The sequence below is a fragment of the Mycobacterium sp. E136 genome (assembly GCF_001666865.1).
GTDB lineage: Bacteria > Actinomycetota > Actinomycetes > Mycobacteriales > Mycobacteriaceae > Mycobacterium.
This window is the reverse complement of record NZ_LZJE01000370.1, coordinates 1-16,807: the sequence shown is the minus strand read 5'-3', so window position 1 is coordinate 16,807 and position 16,807 is coordinate 1. Positions and strand designations below refer to the sequence as shown.

The window sequence follows — 16,807 nt, the reverse complement described above, 5'->3', positions numbered from 1 at the left end:
CGCGTTTTCGCTAGAGGCCCGTTCCCGCGAGGAGCCGCCACCGGATGACCGGGATCCCACCCGAGTGCGTCGACCAGTACACCTGCCTGGCCGCCAACATCAGCTTCAACCTGGACGGGTTGCGAGACGGCTTCTGGCAGTTGACGATCGACGGGCTGTCCTGGGGCGCGATCTACGCACTGGTGGCGGTCGGCTACACGCTGGTCTACGGCGTGCTGAAACTGATCAACTTCGCGCATTCGGAAGTGTTCATGTTCGGCATGTTCGGCGCGTACTTCTGCCTCGACATGATCCTGGGCTTCACGCCGAGCGGTAACACCTACAACAAAGGCGTCGCGCTCACGATCCTGTATCTGGCGATCGCGATGCTGTTCGCGATGGCGGTATCCGGTGCAACCGCAATCGGTTTGGAGGCGGTGGCATACCGGCCGCTGCGCCGCCGCAAGGCCGAACGCCTGTCGTTCCTGATCACCGCCATCGGTATGTCGTTCGTGCTGCAGGAGTTCGTGCACTTCATCCTGCCGAAGATCATCGACGGGTACGGCGGCTCCAACGCACAACAACCGATCCGGCTCGTCGCACCGCAGACGCAGTTCACCGTCTTCGGGTCCGCGGTCTCCAACATCACGCTAATCATCGTCGGCGCTGCGCTGGTGCTCGCGCTGATGACCGATCTGACCATCAACCGAACCAAGTTCGGCCGCGGGATCCGGGCGGTGGCCCAAGACCCGGACACCGCGACCCTGATGGGCGTCTCACGGGAACGCATCATCATGCTGACGTTCTTGATCGGCGGTCTGCTGGCCGGGGCGGCCGCGCTGCTGTACACGCTGAAGGTTCCGCAAGGCATCATCTACTCCGGCGGATTCCTGCTCGGCATCAAGGCGTTCTCGGCCGCGGTCCTCGGCGGCATCGGCAACCTGCGCGGCGCCCTGCTGGGCGGTCTGCTGCTCGGCATCATGGAGAACTACGGGCAGGCGGTGTTCGGTACGCAGTGGCGCGACGTCGTCGCGTTCGTCCTGCTCGTTCTCGTTCTGTTCTTCCGGCCGACGGGGATACTCGGCGAAAGCCTCGGGAAGGCGCGAGCATGAAGACCGGCGAGAAACTCCTGGCGCCCGGCGACGCGTTGCGTCGTCGGTGGGACGGGCTTTCCCGCGTACAGAAGTGGGGCTTCGGCGCGGTCGCCTTCGGCCTGCTGGCGCTGTTGCCCATGTTCCCGCCGCCGTTTTTGACCACGCCGAACATCAGCTTCGGCGGCACCATGGCCCAGTTCGCGATGGTCGCGATCATCGCGATCGGCCTCAACGTCGTCGTCGGCCAGGCGGGCCTGCTCGACCTCGGCTACGTCGGCTTCTACGCCGTCGGCGCGTACACCGTCGCGCTGCTCACCAGCCCCAACAGCCCGTGGAACAAGATGGGACCCACCGGATGGTTCAACGAGCACTGGGCGTGGTTGGCGTGTGTGCCGCTGGCGATGGCCATCACCGCACTGACCGGTTTGATCCTGGGCACACCGACGCTGAGGCTGCGCGGGGACTACCTGGCGATCGTCACGCTGGGCTTCGGCGAGATCATCCGGCTTCTGGCCGACAACCTCGCCGAGGTGACCAACGGGCCCCGTGGCCTCAACGAGGTCGCCTACCCGCGGATCGGCGCGACCGACCGCGTGCCCGACGGAGTCTTCTCGAGCGGCAACTCCGCGGGCGACGCCAACTACGGCACGTGGTGGTTCTGGCTCGGCATCATCCTGATGATCGGGATCCTGCTGCTGGTCGGGAACCTCGAACGCAGCCGCGTCGGCCGCGCCTGGATCGCGATCCGGGAGGACGAGGACGCCGCGGAGGTGATGGGCGTCAACACGTTCCGGTTCAAGCTGTGGGCGTTCGTGATCGGCGCGGCGATCGGCGGGCTGTCCGGGGCGCTGTACGCGGGCCAGGTGCAGTTCGTCGCGCCGCCGACGTTCAACATCATCAACTCGATGCTGTTCCTGTGCGCAGTGGTGCTCGGCGGGCAGGGCAACAAGCTTGGCGTGGTGGTGGGCGCGTTCGTCATCGTCTACCTGCCGAACCGGCTGCTGGGTGTCGAATTCCTCGGCATCAACCTCGGTGACCTGAAGTACCTGTTCTTCGGTCTGGCGCTGGTGATGCTGATGATCTTCCGGCCGCAGGGTCTGTTCCCGGCCCGAGCGCAGCTGCTGGCATACGGCAAGGCCGCACGCGACCTGCTGCGCTCGCCGGAGAAGGATTCCGCGCGATGACCATCGAGGAACTGGCGGGCGTCCACCGCGACATCCAGGCCGCCGAAGGCGAGATCCTGCTGAAGACAACCAATCTCACGATGAAATTCGGGGGGCTGACCGCGCTGGACTCGGTGTCGTTCGACATCCGACGCGGGGAGATCCTCGGCATGATCGGACCCAACGGTGCGGGCAAGACGACGTGCTTCAACGCGATCACCGGGGTGTACCGCCCCACCTCGGGGGCCGTCATGTTCGATGGCGCGCCGCTGGGCCGGATCAAACGCCACCAGATCACACGGCGAGGTATCGCGCGCACCTTTCAGAACATCCGGCTGTGGGGCGAGATGACCGCCCTGGAGAACGTCATGGTCGGCACCGATGCCCGGCACTTCACCTCGGTGCCCGGCGCATTGGTCCGAACGCCGCGCCACCGCCGCGAAGAGCGGTCGGCGATCGAAAGATCCGCTGCGCTACTCCATTTCGTCGGGATCGCCCACCGCGGCGAGGAGAAGGCGAAGAACCTGCCGTACGGGGATCAGCGCCGGCTCGAGATCGCCCGCGCACTGGCCACCGAACCGAAGCTGTTGTGCCTGGACGAGCCGGCGGCCGGGTTCAACCCGCGCGAGAAGGCCGCGCTGATCGAGCTGATCCAGAGGATTCGCGACGACGGCTACACGGTGCTGCTGATCGAGCACGATATGCGGCTGGTGATGGGCGTGACCGATCGCATCGTGGTGCTCGAGTTCGGGCGCAAGATCGCCGACGGTCTGCCGTCCGAGATCCGCGAGGACCCGAAGGTCATCGCAGCCTATCTGGGGGTGCCCGATGACAGCCTTGAATGAAAGGCCGAATGACGAGCCGAACGTCGAGCGCCCCGTCGTGCTGGAGTTGCGCGACATCGTCGTGCAGTACGGCAGAATACGTGCGCTGCACGGTATCTCGCTGACGGTGCACGAGGGCGAGCTCGTGACGCTGCTCGGCTCCAACGGCGCAGGGAAAACGACCACCATGCGCGCGATCTCGGGACTGCTGCCGCTGACGGCGGGCTCCATCTGGTTCGAGGGCCAGGACATCAGCAAGGTCAAGGCACACAAAAGGGCGATCAAGGGGCTGGTGCAGGCGCCCGAGGGCCGCGGGGTGTTCCCGGGCATGACGGTTGTCGAGAACCTCGAAATGGGCTGCTATGGACGGAAATTCGCCTCACGGGCTGAGCACAGGGAACGACTCGACTGGATTCTGGAGACGTTTCCGCGGCTGGCCGAACGCCGCAATCAGGTCGGCGGCACGCTGTCCGGTGGTGAGCAGCAGATGCTCGCGATCGGCCGTGCGTTGATGGCCCGGCCGCGGGTGCTGCTGCTCGACGAACCGTCGATGGGCCTGGCGCCGATGGTGATCTCGCAGATATTCAAGATCATCGCCGAGATCAACGCCCAGGGCACCACGGTGCTGTTGGTGGAGCAGAACGCCCAGCAGGCGTTGAGCCGGTCGGACCGGGCATACATCCTCGAGACCGGTGAGGTCACCCGCACCGGCGTCGCCCGAGAGCTGTTGGCCGACGACAGCATTCGCGCGGCCTACCTCGGCGTCGCCTGATCAGCCGACCTCGAAGCGTTTGATCCGCGAGGTGGCGCCCGAGATCAGTTTCACCCGGCTGGGCGCGACACCGAAATGCTGGGCGAGCAGCTCGGTGACGGCCTTGGTCGCCTTGCCCTCGACGGCCTGCTCACGCACGTACACGGTCAGCTCGCCGGCGTCGTCGACCTCGACCAGCGGGCCCTTGGCGCTGCCGGGCTTGACCCGGACCGCCACGATCATCGCCGCACCCACGGCCACGTCATCAGCGCCCACACGGCGAAGACGAGGGCTGCGGTGCTCACGATGTACACCGGCCACGGGCCGAGAATGTCCAACACCGAAGCGGTTTCCGGCTTGTAATTGGTGAAGCCGTAGTTCGTGTCGGCGATCCTGTTGAACACCAGGGTCACCACGGCCCACGCGCCCGTGACGACCACCGCCAGTCGGAAGTCTCGCCAGCCGGGCCGCATTCCGCGTCCCCACGTCAGATAGATGGCCGCCCACACCACCAGCAGGTGGATCGCGTAGAACGCCAGGAAGCGGTAGTGCGGAAAGTCGGGGCCCCGCAACACCGGTGAGATCAACGCCTGGACGCTCAACACCAGACCCCAGTAGTAGGTCAGTGCGTAGGCCCACTGCCGCTGGGTCCACAACGCGTAGGCCGCGACGACGGTCGCGAGGTCGGTGAGCTGGAGCGGCACCGAACCGGCCAGCGTCGGCGGCACCAGGTTGTAGACCAGGATCGCGCCGTAGATCACCGCGGTCAGCCCACCGAGTCCGCGGCCCAGCCGCCGTGCTTGCGTGGTGGTGGCGCGGCGACCGACCCACACGAGCAGCGCCGCGCCCACCGCGAACACCGCGATGGCGCCCCAGTAGGAGGGGCCGTACGGTTCGAACTGCCTAGCGAGCAACAATCACGGACGAGCCGTGCCCGAACAGGCCTTGGTTGGCGGTGACGCCGACCTTGGCACCCTCGACCTGGCGGCCGGTGGCCTGTCCCTTCAGCTGCCAGGTCAGTTCGCAGACCTGCGCGATGGCTTGTGCTGGAATGGCTTCGCCGAAGCAGGCCAGGCCGCCGGACGGGTTCACCGGGATCTTCCCGCCGATCGCCGTCGCGCCGCTGCGCAGCAGTTGTTCGGCCTCGCCCTTGGGGCACAGGCCCAGATGCTCGTACCAGTCGAGTTCCAGCGCGGTGGACAGGTCGTACACCTCGGCCAGGCTCAGGTCCTCGGGGCCGATTCCGGCCTCGGCGTAGGCGGCGTCGAGGATCTGGTCCTTGAACACCCGCTCCGGTGCGTTCACCACGGCCGTGGAATCGGTTGCGATGTCCGGCAATTCGGGCAGATGCTGCGGGTACTGCGGTGTGACCGTGCTGATCGCGCGCACCGAGGGCACTCCGTCGACGGACCCGAGGTGCTTCTCGGTGAACGACTTGCTCGCCACCACCAGCGCGGCCGCGCCGTCCGACGTCGCGCAGATGTCAAGCAGCCGAAGGGGGTCGGAGACCACAGGACTGGCGAGCACGTCCTCGATCGTGGATTCCTTGCGGTAGCGGGCGTTCGGGTTGTCGAGCCCGTGCTTGGCGTTCTTGACCTTCACCGCGGCGAAGTCCTCGAGGGTGGCCCCGTAGAGGTCCATGCGGCGGCGCGCCAGCAGGGCGAAGTAGACGGTGTTGGTGGCGCCGATCAGGTGGAAGCGCTGCCAGTCCGGGTCGTTCTTGCGCTCACCGCCGACCGGGGCGAAGAAACCCTTCGGGGTGGTGTCCGCACCGATCACGAGCGCCACGTCGCAGAATCCGGCGAGGATGTGGGCGCGGGCGCTCTGCAACGCCTGCGATCCGCTGGCGCACGCGGCGTAACTCGACGACACGGGCACACCGTTCCAGCCGAGCTTCTGCGCGAATGTCGAGCCGGCGACGAAACCCGGGTAGCCGTTGCGGATCGTGTCCGCGCCGGCGACGAGCTGGATCTGTTGCCAGTCCAGACCCGCCTCGGCCAACGCCGACCGCGCTGCCACGACGCCGTATTCGGTGAAGTCTCGGCCCCATTTCCCCCACGGGTGCATGCCGGCGCCGAGGATGTACAGCGGTTCGGGACTCATGACGCAGGCCTCCATGCGTAGACGACGCGTTCGACGCCGTCGTCGTCGACGAACAGCGGCATCGTGGTCAGTTGCATCTCCATCCCGACCTTCAGGTCGGCGGCCAAGGTGCCTTCGATGACTTTGCCGAGCACGATCAGCCCTTCGTCGGCGAGCTGCACCGCCGCTACCGCGAACGGTTCGAAGGGATCGGACGCCGGATACGGCGGCGGGGGAGCGTAGCGGTTCTCGGTGTAACTCCACAGCGTCCCGCGCCGCGACAGCGGAACCTGTGCGAGCTCGTCACCGTCGCATGCGGGGTTGGGGCAGTTGTTGGCACGGGGCGGGAACACATACGTGCCGCACTGGTGGCACTTGCCGCCGATCAGATAGGGCGCTCCGGATCCGTCGGTGGCGAACCAGCCGTCGATCGCGGACTGAGTGGAAGCTGACACCGGCTCAGCGTACCGAGTCACTAAGCAGAACTGAAACGTGTTCCAGTTCAGCGGGAGGTTGGGATCGGTAGCCGTCGGCGCGGGGTGGAGTGGGTTCCGCCGGTCGGATCCGCCGCCGGACAACGGAGATCGGAGGAAATGATGGGACTGTTCAGGAAGGCCAGGTCCGCGGACGGCATGGTGCACGTGCGCGGGGCGGGTCCGATCGACACCGCGCTGTTCGGAGGTCCGTCGACGCGGTCGGTGGCCGCCGACGACCCGATCTGGGAGCCGATCCACGGCGTCTCGCTTCAGGACTACGCCGACCTCGCCCGCGAGGCCGGTGCGCGCGGCGTCACCGACGAAGCCGGCATGATCGCGATCGCCTCGGAGCGCGGCTGGAATCTGGGCGACACGAAGGCGGCCCTCGACGGTTGGGTGCAGCGAATGGGCCAGTCGATGGCCGTCGGTCAGCAGTTCCGCAAGCTCCTCGGTTACTGACCCCATCGGCAACCGCCCGCGGGCATGTTGGTGTCGGCGGCGGTGCCTAGAGTAGGGCCGTGAGCCCAGCCACCACCGCCACCGGCAAGAAGACGGCATCCCAGAAGGCAGGGTCGGAATCGACCGACCAGAAGCCGACATTGATGTTGCTCGACGGCAATTCGCTGGCCTACCGGGCGTTCTACGCATTGCCCGCCGAGAACTTCAAGACGCAGGGCGGGCTCACCACCAACGCGGTGTACGGGTTCACCGCGATGCTGATCAACCTGCTGCGCGACGAGCAGCCCAGTCATATCGCGGCCGCGTTCGACGTATCCCGGCAGACGTTCCGCGTGGACAAATACCCGGAGTACAAGGCCGGCCGCTCGACGACGCCGGACGAGTTCCGCGGGCAGATCGACATCACCAAGGAGGTGCTCGGCGCGCTGGGCATCACGGTGCTCGCCGAACCGGGCTTCGAGGCCGACGACATCATCGCCACACTCGCCACGCAGGCCGAGCAGGGCGGCTACCGGGTGCTGGTCGTCAGCGGCGACCGTGACTCGCTGCAACTCGTCAGCGACGACGTCACGGTGCTGTACCCGCGCAAGGGCGTCAGCGAGCTGACCCGGTTCACGCCGGAGGCAGTGGTCGAGAAGTACGGGTTGACGCCGCAGCAGTACCCGGATTTCGCGGCCCTGCGCGGTGACCCCAGCGACAACCTTCCCGGCATCCCCGGCGTCGGGGAGAAGACGGCGACCAAGTGGATAGCGGAGTTCGGCTCGTTGCAGGCGCTGGTCGACAACGTCGACACCGTCAAGGGCAAGGTCGGCGACGCGCTGCGGGCCAACCTGTCGAGCGTCGTGCTGAACCGCGAGCTGACCGATCTGGTCCGCGACGTGCCGCTGCCCCAAACGCCCGACACCCTGCGCATGCAGCCGTGGGACCGCGACCAGATCCACCGGCTGTTCGACGATCTCGAGTTCCGCGTCCTGCGCGATCGGCTGTTCGACACGCTGGCCTCCGCGGATCCCGAGGTCGACCAGGGCTTCGATGTGCGCGGGCAGGCGCTCGAGCCGGGGGAGCTCGCGGCGTGGCTCGCCGAGCACAGCTCGGGCAAGCGGTTCGGATTGGCGGTCGTCGGCACGCATCTGGCCTTCGACGCCGACGCGACGGCGTTGGGCATCGTCGCCCCGGACGGCGACGGACGCTACATCGACACCTCGACGTTGACCACCGAGGACGAGGCCGCCCTGGCGTCCTGGCTCGCCGACCCCGGCCCGCCGAAGGCCCTGCATGAGGCCAAGCTGGCGATGCACGACCTCGAGGGCCGCGGGTGGAAGCTCGCCGGCGTCACCTCCGACACCGCACTGGCGGCATATCTGGTCCGGCCCGGTCAGCGCAGCTTCACGCTCGACGATCTGTCGCTGCGGTACCTGAAGCGTGAGCTTCGCGCTGAAAACCCTGAGCAACAACAGCTTTCGTTGCTCGACGACAGCTTGAACGAAGCGGGGGGCGTCGACGACCAGGCGGTGCAGACCGTGATCCTGCGGGCCAGCGCCGTGATGGACCTGGCCGACGCGCTCGACGAGGAGCTCGCTCGCATCGACTCACTGGCGCTGCTCAACAACATGGAGTTGCCGGTTCAGCGCGTGCTGACCGAGATGGAGACGGCGGGCATCGCGGTGGATCTCGAGCAGCTCGGCCAGCTGCAGAGCGAGTTCGCCGACCTGATCCGCGACGCGGCCGAGGCGGCGTACGCGGTGATCGGCAAGCAGATCAACCTCGGCTCCCCGAAGCAGTTGCAGGTGGTGCTGTTCGACGAGCTGGAGATGCCGAAGACCAAGCGCACCAAGACCGGCTACACCACCGACGCCGACGCCCTGCAGTCGCTCTTCGACAAGACCGGCCACCCGTTCCTGCAGCATCTGCTGGCGCACCGGGACGCCACGCGGCTGAAGGTCACCGTCGACGGGCTGCTCAATTCCGTGGCGTCCGACGGCCGCATTCACACCACGTTCAATCAGACGATCGCGGCGACCGGCCGGCTGTCGTCCACCGAGCCGAACCTGCAGAACATCCCCATCCGCACCGATGCCGGCCGGCGCATCCGCGACGCGTTCGTCGTCGGCAAGGGCTATTCGGAGCTGATGACGGCCGACTACAGCCAGATCGAGATGCGGATCATGGCGCACCTGTCCAAGGACGAGGGGCTGATCGAGGCCTTCAACACCGGCGAAGACCTCCACTCTTTCGTCGCATCACGCGCGTTCTCGGTACCCATCGATGAGGTCACCGCGGAGCTGCGGCGCCGCGTCAAGGCCATGTCCTATGGGCTTGCCTACGGACTGAGCGCGTACGGGCTGGCCGCGCAGCTGAAGATCTCGACCGAAGAGGCCAAGGTGCAGATGGAGCAGTACTTCGACCGGTTCGGTGGGGTGCGCGACTACCTGCGCGACGTGGTGGATCAGGCGCGCAAGGACGGTTACACCTCGACCGTGTTCGGCAGGCGGCGCTACCTGCCGGAGCTGGACAGCAGCAACCGCAACGTGCGCGAGGCCGCCGAACGTGCCGCGCTCAACGCGCCGATCCAGGGCAGCGCGGCCGACATCATCAAGGTCGCGATGATCAACGTCGATACCGCGCTCAAGGACGCCGGCCTGAAGTCGCGCATGCTGCTGCAGGTGCACGACGAACTGCTCTTCGAGGTCGCCGAGGGGGAGCGGGACGCGCTCGAGGCCCTGGTCCGCGAGCAGATGGGCAACGCCTATCCGCTCGACGTGCCGCTGGAGGTGTCGGTCGGCTACGGCCGCAGCTGGGACACCGCAGCCCACTGATCGTCAGCGTGCCGGTGCGCGGTACCCGGCCAGGGCGTGTAGCGCCGGAGTCGACGCGCGTACGGCGTAGAGGGCGTAGGCCTCCTCGACCAGCATCGCCTGCACGCGCGGGTCGCCGAACCCGCGGTCGATGCGGTCGCGCACGAACGCCAACTCGACGACCTGGGCGGCGAACCGCTTGACCGCCTTGCGCGCGGGTCGTCCGCCCTGCCTACCGGCCTGCGCGAGCACCAGCTTGCGCTGTCGAAGCGAGGCCAGCCACGTGGCCTCGTTGGGAGTCACCAGACCGGCCTGCACCATGCCGGGGAGCTTGCCGGCGACGATCGCCTGCTCGCGCCGGCGGCTCTGCACGCCGAGGACGATCGCCAACGCGAACAGCGGCATCATCCAGTAGAGGTAGACGCCGAAATACCAGCCGATGCCCAGCAGCGACGACCCGTTCCACAGCGCGTGGGTGAACACCGCCGCCAGATAGCCCAGCGCGAGGACGCCGACCTTGACGGCCGTCGTGCGGCGCTGCAGCGCGAAGTAGACGCCGATGCCGAAGAACGTCGTGAACAGCGAATGCGCGAACGGTGCCATCACCAGGCGCAGCGCTGCGGTCAGAAGCGAGTCGCCGAGCGATTCACCGCTGGCGATGTAGAGGATGTCCTCCAGCCAGGCGAAGCCGGCGCCGACCAACCCGGCGTAGACCAGGCAGTCGGTCAGCGAGTTCAGCTCACGGCGGCGCCGTCCGGTCATCATGACCAGCAGGAACGCGCCCTTGGCCGCTTCCTCGATGATCGGCGCGATGACCACCACCGACACCGCGCTGACGCCGTCGGAGTCGCCCCGCACGATCAGCGACTCGAGGTAGAGCCCCAGAAGCACGGACAGCACCACCGCGACCGAGGCGCCCCACAGGAACGCGAAGGCCAACAACCGCGGCGGTTCGGGCTCGAACCGGTCCAGCCATACGTACGCCAGGACCACGACCACCATGGCCAGGCTCGACAGGACCAGCCCGATGCCGGCGCCGACCGGGTTCAGCGCGGTCAGGCCGACGATGATCAGTCCGGCCACGGTGCCGAGCAGGATGAGCACCGCGAGGGGTGCCCCGACCTTGCGGACTTTGCGTTGGAACGGCGGTGCTGGAAGCCAGGCGGGATGCGGTGCGCCGGGATGTGACACCAGAGCAGACTAGCGGCCTGTGGGGACCGGGTTTGTCCAGCATGTGCCCAGTCGAGTAACCTCTACGGGTACCTGTCTGTGGTTTTTGCATTCTTCTGCGGCGGGTAACACCAATAACTCGAGTCCCTTAGTCCCTACGATCAAACCTGTCCGGAGCAACCCACCACATGCCAAGTCCCTCCGTCACCTCGCCGCAAGTAGCCGTCAACGACATCGGCTCGAGCGAGGACTTTCTCGCCGCCATCGACAAGACCATCAAGTACTTCAACGATGGCGACATCGTCGAGGGAACCATCGTCAAGGTTGACCGTGACGAGGTCCTGCTCGACATCGGTTACAAGACCGAAGGCGTCATTCCCTCCCGTGAGCTCTCCATCAAGCACGACGTCGACCCCAACGAGGTTGTGTCCGTCGGTGATGAGGTCGAAGCTCTGGTCCTCACCAAGGAGGACAAGGAAGGCCGCCTGATCCTGTCCAAGAAGCGCGCTCAGTACGAGCGGGCCTGGGGCACCATCGAAGAGCTCAAAGAGAAGGACGAGGCCGTCAAGGGCACCGTCATCGAGGTCGTCAAGGGCGGCCTGATCCTCGACATCGGCCTGCGCGGCTTCCTGCCGGCGTCGCTGGTCGAGATGCGTCGTGTCCGCGATCTGCAGCCGTACATCGGCAAGGAGATCGAGGCCAAGATCATCGAGCTCGACAAGAACCGCAACAACGTGGTGCTCTCCCGCCGCGCCTGGCTGGAGCAGACCCAGTCCGAGGTTCGCAGCGAGTTCCTCAACCAGCTGCAGAAGGGCGCGATCCGCAAGGGTGTCGTCAGCAGCATCGTCAACTTCGGCGCGTTCGTCGATCTCGGCGGTGTCGACGGCCTGGTGCACGTCTCCGAGCTGTCCTGGAAGCACATCGACCACCCGTCCGAGGTGGTTCAGGTGGGCGACGAGGTCACCGTCGAGGTGCTCGACGTCGACATGGATCGCGAGCGGGTTTCGTTGTCGCTCAAGGCGACTCAGGAAGATCCGTGGCGCCACTTCGCGCGTACCCACGCGATCGGCCAGATCGTGCCGGGCAAGGTCACCAAGCTGGTGCCGTTCGGCGCGTTCGTTCGCGTCGAGGAGGGCATCGAGGGTCTGGTGCACATCTCGGAGCTCTCCGAGCGGCACGTCGAGGTCCCGGACCAGGTGGTGCAGGTCGGCGACGACGCGATGGTCAAGGTCATCGACATCGACCTGGAGCGTCGCCGCATCTCGCTGAGCCTCAAGCAGGCCAACGAGGATTACACCGAGGAGTTCGACCCGTCGAAGTACGGCATGGCCGACAGCTACGACGAGCAGGGCAACTACATCTTCCCCGAGGGCTTCGATCCCGAGACCAACGAATGGCTCGAGGGCTACGAGAAGCAGCGGGAGGAGTGGGAGTCCCGCTACGCCGAGGCCGAGCGTCGCCACAAGATGCACACCGCGCAGATGGAGAAGGTCGCCGCCGCTGAAGCTGAAGCTGCGGAGGCGTCCGTTTCGCGATCCAACGGTGCATCACGCGGCGAGGAGCAGTCCGCGGGAGGCTCGCTGGCCAGCGATGCCCAGCTCGCGGCGCTGCGCGAGAAGCTCGCAGGCAACGCCTAAGTCATCACGATCGAAGGCCCCGGCTCGGTGAGCCGGGGCCTTCGTCGTCGACCGGCCCTGACAGACTGGTGCGGTGCTGCGCATTGGGCTGTCCGGCGGGATCGGCGCCGGGAAATCGACCGTGTCCGCGACGTTCAGTGAGCTCGGGGGGATCGTCGTCGACGGCGACGTGATCGCCCGCGAGGTCGTCGAACCCGGGACAGAGGGATTGGCCAAGCTGGTCGACGCGTTCGGCCGCGAGATCCTGCACGACGACGGCGCGTTGAATCGTCCCGCGCTCGCGGCGATCGCGTTCAGCGACGAGGAGAAGCGTCAGACCCTCAACGGGATCGTGCATCCGCTGGTGGCCCACCGTCGATCGGAACTGATCGCGGCCGCCTCGGAGGACGCCGTGATCATCGAGGACATCCCGCTGCTCGTCGAATCCGGTATGGCGCCGATGTTTCCGTTGGTGATGATCGTGCACGCCGACACCGAGACGCGGATCGCGCGCCTCATCGAGCATCGGGGCTTCACCGAGGAGGACGCCCGTGCGCGGATCGCCGCGCAGGCCACGGAGGAACAGCGCCGCGCCGTCGCCGACGTCTGGCTCGACAACTCCGGTACGGCGGGGGAACTGGTCGAGAAGGCCCGTGTGCTGTGGCACGAGCGCATAATGCCGTTCGCCCGCAACGTGCACGAGAACAGGCCTGCGCAGTCGAAACCCGCTGTGGTGCCGTATGACCCGTCGTGGCCCGACCAGGCGCGGCGCATCGTGGCGCGGCTCAACACGGCCTGCGGACACCGCGCGGTGCGCATCGACCACATCGGCTCCACCGCGGTGCCGGGGATGGACGGTAAGGACGTGATCGACATCCAGGTGACGGTCAGGTCGCTCGCAGACGCCGACGAACTCGAAGATGCGCTGAAGGCGGCGGGCTACGTTCGACTGCCGATCACGACCGACGTCGGTAAGCCGGATGCGCGCAGCACGGTCGGTGAATTCGATCACTCCAACGATGAATCGTTGTGGCACAAGCGTGTTCACAGCTCCGCCGACCCTGGCCGGCCGACCAACGTCCATGTCCGTGTCGACGGGTGGCCGGGGCAGCAGTTCGCGCTTCTCTTCGTCGACTGGGTGCGGGCCAACCCCGGTGTCCAGGCCGACTACCTGTCGTTGAAACGGCGGGTGGCCGGGGAGGGGCATGTCTCTGTGGGCGCGTACGCCGAGGCCAAGGAGCCCTGGTTCCTCGACGCGTACCGGCGCGCGTGGGACTGGGCCGACGCCACGGGCTGGCGACCGTGAGGCGCTAGGCCTGTGGCGGTGTGCCGACGCCGGGCGTCGCGGGCGCGGCCCCGTCGGCCGGCAGGTTCAGCGGCGCGCCGCACTGCAGCACCCCGTACATCGGGTCGTCCTTCGGCCGCAGGAGGCGCGGCGCGATGAACTGGTCGGCCTTGGCCACCACCTGGTCGTCGACGAGGATCTCGCAGTGCAGGTTGGAGCCGTAGGGCCACTCGATGGAGATCTCCATGCCGGCCAGCTTCGGATCGGCCAGCACCGCGTTCACCTCAAACGTCTGGCCCGGCAGCAGCGTCGGCTGCGCGCTGTTGACGTTCTGGTCGTCCATCTTGTACGCGACCACCGCACCGCGGGACGTGCCGTCCGCACGGGCCCGGTAGATCACGTTGTGCAGGATCCCGGGCGCCGGAGGCGCGGGTGCGACCTCGGTCTCGACGCTCGGTTGCGCCGTGGCGGCTCCCGCGGACAACACCGAGCCCACGAGCATGGCCGCGACCGCGACGCCAGCGGTCCACATGCGATTGGTGGGGCCCATGGGACGAAAGAATACCGACCGTACCTGCGCAGACAAATTCGAAGCGGTGTCCATCGGGATCAAGATCGCTGTGTGCAGGCGGTTCGTTACTCGGGCTCCGGCTGGCAGTGCGGGCACCACACAGACGTCCTACCGGCGATGCGGCCGCGGGCGAGCCGGGTGCCGCAGCGCGGACACGTGGGGTCCGCGGTGTCCCGATTGCCGGTCAGCCACCGCGGCAGGTCCGGCACCCGGCCGTGCCGGACCGCGGTGTCGAGCACGCGCCGCATCGACTCGTGGAGGCGTTTGACGTCGTCGTCGGCCAGCGCGGGCACCGGCAGTTTCGGCGACAGCCGCGTGCGCCACAGGATCTCGTCGACGAGAAGGTTGCCCAGGCCGGCGACGACGGCCTGGTCCATCAGCGTCGGTTTCAGGCGTCCCCGCCGTCCCCGCAGCAGCTCGCGGAACGTACGCAGGTCGAGATGCAAGGCGTCGGGTCCCTGCGCGCCGGTCACCTCGCCGATGTCTTCGTCGGCGGGCAGCAGCCACACGCCGCGGAGCTTGCGCAGGTCCGCGTAGCGGAACTCGCCCCGGTCGAGGTCGATGACCAGCCGCACGTGTCTGGTGTCGTCGTCGCCGTCCACGTAGTACGGCTTGCCGGTCATCCCGCTGTGCACCAGCAGCGCGGAACCATCCGTCGGCAGTATCAGCCATTTGCCGTGCCGGCGGGGCCGGCCGAAGGTACGGCCGGTCAGGTTGCGGGTCAGCGATCGTGCGCTGGTGTTGCGCAGCACTCCCGCATCGCGCACATCGACGCCGCGGACACGGCGCCCGGGCAGCGCGCGCGCCAGGTCCCGGCGGAAGCCTTCGACGTCGGCTAGTTCGGGCATGGCAGCTGGTACTCGTCGCCCCGCCAGATCAGCGGCATGCCCTGGGCCGCGAGCCAGCGGTTGAGGTCGTAGTCGTGGCGGGACAGACCGTCGATCGCCGCCACGGCGGTCTGGACCGCCCGCTCGCCGGTCTCGGGCGTCAGCAGGTTGTGGCGCACCGCGGTGAGCAGTTCGTCGACGTCGTGCAGTTCCACACCTCGCCCGGTGCGGACCACCAGATCGAGGTAGTGGTCCTCGGAGTGCCAGACCTGCTGACCCGGCCGGTAGTCGCCGACATCGAGGTAGTAGTCCTGGTCCCGTTCGTGACCGGGGTTGAAGTGGAACACCGTCGCCCGCAGCCGCAGCGACGGCAGAAGCCAGGACTCCAGGTAGTGGAACTGCGCTCGCCCCGGGGTCGGCCGGGCCATGTAGAGGCCCCACGGATGGACCGTGTAGACGTCGACGGCCCGCACGATGCCCTTTGGATCGGTGTTGGTGCGGGCGGCGAGGTCGAACGTCTCGTGTTTGGGAGCGTGGATGAGATCAGGATAGGGAGGGTCAGCGGTCGGCGCGACCATGCGGGGAGATCGCGGTCTGCAGCGTTTCCTCCAGAGCCCGATGCACGTCGCGCAGCGGCCGGATGTCGCGCCGGGCCCGGGACAACAGGATCGCTCCCTCGACACCGGCGATCACGAGCGTGGCCAATCGGCGAGCCTCGGCGCGACCGACACCCGCATCGAGCAACGACTTCGCGATCAGGTCCTGCCATCGCGTGAACGCCTCGGCGGCCGCGCTGGTCGCCGCGGATCCCGCATGGGCCTCCACGGCGACAGCGACGACCGGGCATCCCGCGTGGAAAGCGCTGTCCTCGAGGATCTCCCGCCAGGACTCGACGAACATGTCGAGCGCCGCGATGGGATCGCCGCTTTTGGTCGCGCGCTGGATCCGGCGTTCGATCACGTCGGCCGCCCAGGCCACCGTGTCGGCGGCGAGCTGTTCCTTGCCGCCGGGGAAGTGGTGGTAGATCGAACCGCGCGGCGCCCCGCTGTGGGCGACGACGTCACGAAAACCGGTGCCGCTGTAGCCGTTCTCGCGGAACAGCAGGGCGGCACTCTGAATCATCTTGCTGCGACTGTCACTGGCTATGACGACCATCATAGTAAGCTCTGTATTATGCCAACTGTCATAGTCGAGCGACGCGGCCACCTCCTCCTGATGGGGCTCAACAGGCCCGCGAAGCGAAATGCCTTCAACATCGAAATGCTGGAAGAGCTGGGTCGCGCTTACGAGCGGCTGGAACGCGACAACGAGCTGTGGGTCGGTGTGCTCTACGCCATGGGGGACCACTTCACCGCAGCCCTGGATCTCGTCGACGTCGCACCTCGGTTGGTCGGCGGCGTGATGGAGTGGCCCGCCGACGCGCGCAATCCCTGGCGCAACGACGGACGACCGTGGACGAAGCCGGTCGTCGCCGCGGCGCACGGGTGGTGCCTGACCCTCGGCATCGAGCTCCTGCTGGCCGCAGACATCCGCATCGCGTTGCCCCAGCCCGCGTCCCGCGGCAGCCGCGTCGTCGCGCCACCGAAGGGATAGATGCCACGTTGCACTTCGAGTTGGGCGAACCGGGTGTCCTCGGAAGCGATGCGGATGTCTGCGGCCAGCAGGAGCTCGATGCCGAGGGTCAGGCACCACCCGTGCGCCGCGGCGACGACCGG

The 16,807-nt window shown here is 67.3% G+C and carries 18 protein-coding genes and 1 pseudogene; 9 read left to right on the top strand and 10 right to left on the bottom strand.

Annotation, left to right across the window (positions count from 1 at the left end):
• Positions 1-44: 44 nt before the first annotated feature.
• The 4 genes from A5698_RS25215 to A5698_RS25200 are packed head-to-tail and all read left to right on the top strand — an operon-like array spanning position 45 to position 3,832.
• Positions 45-1,091, top strand: a complete 1,047-nt coding sequence (locus A5698_RS25215; protein WP_067088376.1) for a branched-chain amino acid ABC transporter permease — start codon at positions 45-47, stop codon at positions 1,089-1,091.
• Positions 1,088-2,257 (top strand): branched-chain amino acid ABC transporter permease, encoded by a 1,170-nt coding sequence (locus A5698_RS25210; protein ID WP_068302581.1) that lies wholly within the window; start codon positions 1,088-1,090, stop codon positions 2,255-2,257. The genes A5698_RS25215 and A5698_RS25210 overlap by 4 nt, the downstream gene beginning before the upstream one ends.
• Positions 2,254-3,081 (top strand): ABC transporter ATP-binding protein, encoded by an 828-nt coding sequence (locus A5698_RS25205; protein WP_068302578.1) that lies wholly within the window; start codon positions 2,254-2,256, stop codon positions 3,079-3,081. Before A5698_RS25210 ends, A5698_RS25205 begins: the two co-directional genes overlap by 4 nt.
• Positions 3,065-3,832 (top strand): ABC transporter ATP-binding protein, encoded by a 768-nt coding sequence (locus tag A5698_RS25200; protein ID WP_068302576.1) that lies wholly within the window; start codon positions 3,065-3,067, stop codon positions 3,830-3,832. Before A5698_RS25205 ends, A5698_RS25200 begins: the two co-directional genes overlap by 17 nt.
• Here the strand turns inward: A5698_RS25200 and A5698_RS25195 are convergent, their stop codons facing one another.
• From A5698_RS25195 to A5698_RS25180, 4 genes are read right to left on the bottom strand one after another with little or no spacing between them, the layout of a single operon-like run.
• Positions 3,833-4,054 carry a DUF167 domain-containing protein gene (locus tag A5698_RS25195; protein ID WP_068302644.1) on the bottom strand — a complete coding sequence of 74 codons (222 nt, stop codon included), beginning with the start codon at positions 4,052-4,054 and terminating at the stop codon, positions 3,833-3,835. It lies immediately after the preceding gene.
• Positions 4,051-4,725, bottom strand: a complete 675-nt coding sequence (locus A5698_RS25190) for a YwaF family protein (RefSeq protein WP_068302573.1) — start codon at positions 4,723-4,725, stop codon at positions 4,051-4,053. The genes A5698_RS25195 and A5698_RS25190 overlap by 4 nt, the downstream gene beginning before the upstream one ends.
• Positions 4,715-5,914: a lipid-transfer protein gene (locus A5698_RS25185; RefSeq protein WP_067088437.1), complete on the bottom strand. Its 1,200-nt coding sequence runs from the start codon at positions 5,912-5,914 to the stop codon at positions 4,715-4,717. Before A5698_RS25185 ends, A5698_RS25190 begins: the two co-directional genes overlap by 11 nt.
• The gene (locus A5698_RS25180) at positions 5,911-6,348 is read right to left on the bottom strand and encodes a Zn-ribbon domain-containing OB-fold protein (RefSeq protein WP_068302570.1); all 438 of its coding nucleotides are present in this window, start codon (positions 6,346-6,348) and stop codon (positions 5,911-5,913) included. The genes A5698_RS25185 and A5698_RS25180 overlap by 4 nt, the downstream gene beginning before the upstream one ends.
• A 141-nt stretch (positions 6,349-6,489) precedes the next feature.
• Here A5698_RS25180 and A5698_RS25175 point away from each other — a divergent pair, with 141 nt between their 5' ends.
• Together A5698_RS25175 and polA are read left to right on the top strand one after the other, a co-directional pair.
• Positions 6,490-6,828 (top strand): hypothetical protein, encoded by a 339-nt coding sequence (locus A5698_RS25175; RefSeq protein WP_068302640.1) that lies wholly within the window; start codon positions 6,490-6,492, stop codon positions 6,826-6,828.
• A 143-nt stretch (positions 6,829-6,971) separates the two neighbouring features.
• Positions 6,972-9,644 carry a DNA polymerase I gene (gene polA, locus A5698_RS25170; RefSeq protein WP_084792618.1) on the top strand — a complete coding sequence of 891 codons (2,673 nt, stop codon included), beginning with the start codon at positions 6,972-6,974 and terminating at the stop codon, positions 9,642-9,644.
• Between the two features lie 3 nt (positions 9,645-9,647).
• Here the strand turns inward: polA and A5698_RS25165 are convergent, their stop codons facing one another.
• Positions 9,648-10,814 carry a PrsW family intramembrane metalloprotease gene (locus A5698_RS25165; RefSeq protein WP_068302565.1) on the bottom strand — a complete coding sequence of 389 codons (1,167 nt, stop codon included), beginning with the start codon at positions 10,812-10,814 and terminating at the stop codon, positions 9,648-9,650.
• Between the two features lie 167 nt (positions 10,815-10,981).
• Between A5698_RS25165 and rpsA the strand changes: the two genes are divergently transcribed.
• Positions 10,982-12,430 (top strand): 30S ribosomal protein S1, encoded by a 1,449-nt coding sequence (gene rpsA, locus A5698_RS25160; protein WP_068302562.1) that lies wholly within the window; start codon positions 10,982-10,984, stop codon positions 12,428-12,430.
• A gap of 73 nt (positions 12,431-12,503) precedes the next feature.
• Positions 12,504-13,715 carry a dephospho-CoA kinase gene (gene coaE / locus A5698_RS25155; protein ID WP_068302558.1) on the top strand — a complete coding sequence of 404 codons (1,212 nt, stop codon included), beginning with the start codon at positions 12,504-12,506 and terminating at the stop codon, positions 13,713-13,715.
• Between the two features lie 4 nt (positions 13,716-13,719).
• On the opposite strand, the gene A5698_RS25150 is transcribed toward coaE, so the two are convergent.
• The 4 genes from A5698_RS25150 to A5698_RS25135 form a co-directional block, all read right to left on the bottom strand.
• Complete coding sequence (locus A5698_RS25150) at positions 13,720-14,244, bottom strand: hypothetical protein (RefSeq protein ID WP_068302554.1); 525 nt, start codon at positions 14,242-14,244, stop codon at positions 13,720-13,722.
• Positions 14,245-14,330: 86 nt separating this feature from the next.
• Entirely contained in the window at positions 14,331-15,113 is a 783-nt protein-coding gene (locus A5698_RS25145) for an Fpg/Nei family DNA glycosylase (RefSeq protein WP_068302550.1), read from the bottom strand.
• Positions 15,101-15,565 (bottom strand): ribonuclease FAU-1 family protein, encoded by a 465-nt coding sequence (locus A5698_RS25140; RefSeq protein ID WP_197506889.1) that lies wholly within the window; start codon positions 15,563-15,565, stop codon positions 15,101-15,103. The genes A5698_RS25145 and A5698_RS25140 overlap by 13 nt, the downstream gene beginning before the upstream one ends.
• Before the next feature lie 85 nt (positions 15,566-15,650).
• Positions 15,651-16,214, bottom strand: a complete 564-nt coding sequence (locus tag A5698_RS25135) for a TetR/AcrR family transcriptional regulator (protein WP_068302638.1) — start codon at positions 16,212-16,214, stop codon at positions 15,651-15,653.
• Between the two features lie 51 nt (positions 16,215-16,265).
• On the opposite strand from A5698_RS25135, the gene A5698_RS25130 reads away from it, so the two are divergent.
• Positions 16,266-16,685 (top strand): enoyl-CoA hydratase-related protein, encoded by a 420-nt coding sequence (locus tag A5698_RS25130; protein ID WP_084792615.1) that lies wholly within the window; start codon positions 16,266-16,268, stop codon positions 16,683-16,685.
• On the opposite strand, the pseudogene A5698_RS28250 reads toward A5698_RS25130, so the two are convergent.
• A pseudogene (locus A5698_RS28250) lies at positions 16,622-16,807 on the bottom strand (enoyl-CoA hydratase-related protein); the annotation flags it as partial. The gene A5698_RS25130 and the pseudogene A5698_RS28250 overlap by 64 nt on opposite strands.

What these genes read in the sequence shown, in the direction of transcription:
- A5698_RS25215 (WP_067088376.1), top strand. Translation starts at nt 45, where the DNA reads ATGACCGGGATCCCACCCGAGTGCGTCGACCAGTACACCTGCCTGGCC.
- A5698_RS25210 (WP_068302581.1), top strand. Translation starts at nt 1,088, where the DNA reads ATGAAGACCGGCGAGAAACTCCTGGCGCCCGGCGACGCGTTGCGTCGT.
- A5698_RS25205 (WP_068302578.1), top strand. Translation starts at nt 2,254, where the DNA reads ATGACCATCGAGGAACTGGCGGGCGTCCACCGCGACATCCAGGCCGCC.
- A5698_RS25200 (WP_068302576.1), top strand. Translation starts at nt 3,065, where the DNA reads ATGACAGCCTTGAATGAAAGGCCGAATGACGAGCCGAACGTCGAGCGC.
- A5698_RS25195 (WP_068302644.1), bottom strand. Translation starts at nt 4,054, where the DNA reads ATGATCGTGGCGGTCCGGGTCAAGCCCGGCAGCGCCAAGGGCCCGCTG.
- A5698_RS25185 (WP_067088437.1), bottom strand. Translation starts at nt 5,914, where the DNA reads ATGAGTCCCGAACCGCTGTACATCCTCGGCGCCGGCATGCACCCGTGG.
- A5698_RS25175 (WP_068302640.1), top strand. Translation starts at nt 6,490, where the DNA reads ATGGGACTGTTCAGGAAGGCCAGGTCCGCGGACGGCATGGTGCACGTG.
- polA (WP_084792618.1), top strand. Translation starts at nt 6,972, where the DNA reads ATGTTGCTCGACGGCAATTCGCTGGCCTACCGGGCGTTCTACGCATTG.
- rpsA (WP_068302562.1), top strand. Translation starts at nt 10,982, where the DNA reads ATGCCAAGTCCCTCCGTCACCTCGCCGCAAGTAGCCGTCAACGACATC.
- A5698_RS25150 (WP_068302554.1), bottom strand. Translation starts at nt 14,244, where the DNA reads ATGGGCCCCACCAATCGCATGTGGACCGCTGGCGTCGCGGTCGCGGCC.
- A5698_RS25145 (WP_068302550.1), bottom strand. Translation starts at nt 15,113, where the DNA reads ATGCCCGAACTAGCCGACGTCGAAGGCTTCCGCCGGGACCTGGCGCGC.
- A5698_RS25135 (WP_068302638.1), bottom strand. Translation starts at nt 16,214, where the DNA reads ATGATTCAGAGTGCCGCCCTGCTGTTCCGCGAGAACGGCTACAGCGGC.
- A5698_RS25130 (WP_084792615.1), top strand. Translation starts at nt 16,266, where the DNA reads ATGCCAACTGTCATAGTCGAGCGACGCGGCCACCTCCTCCTGATGGGG.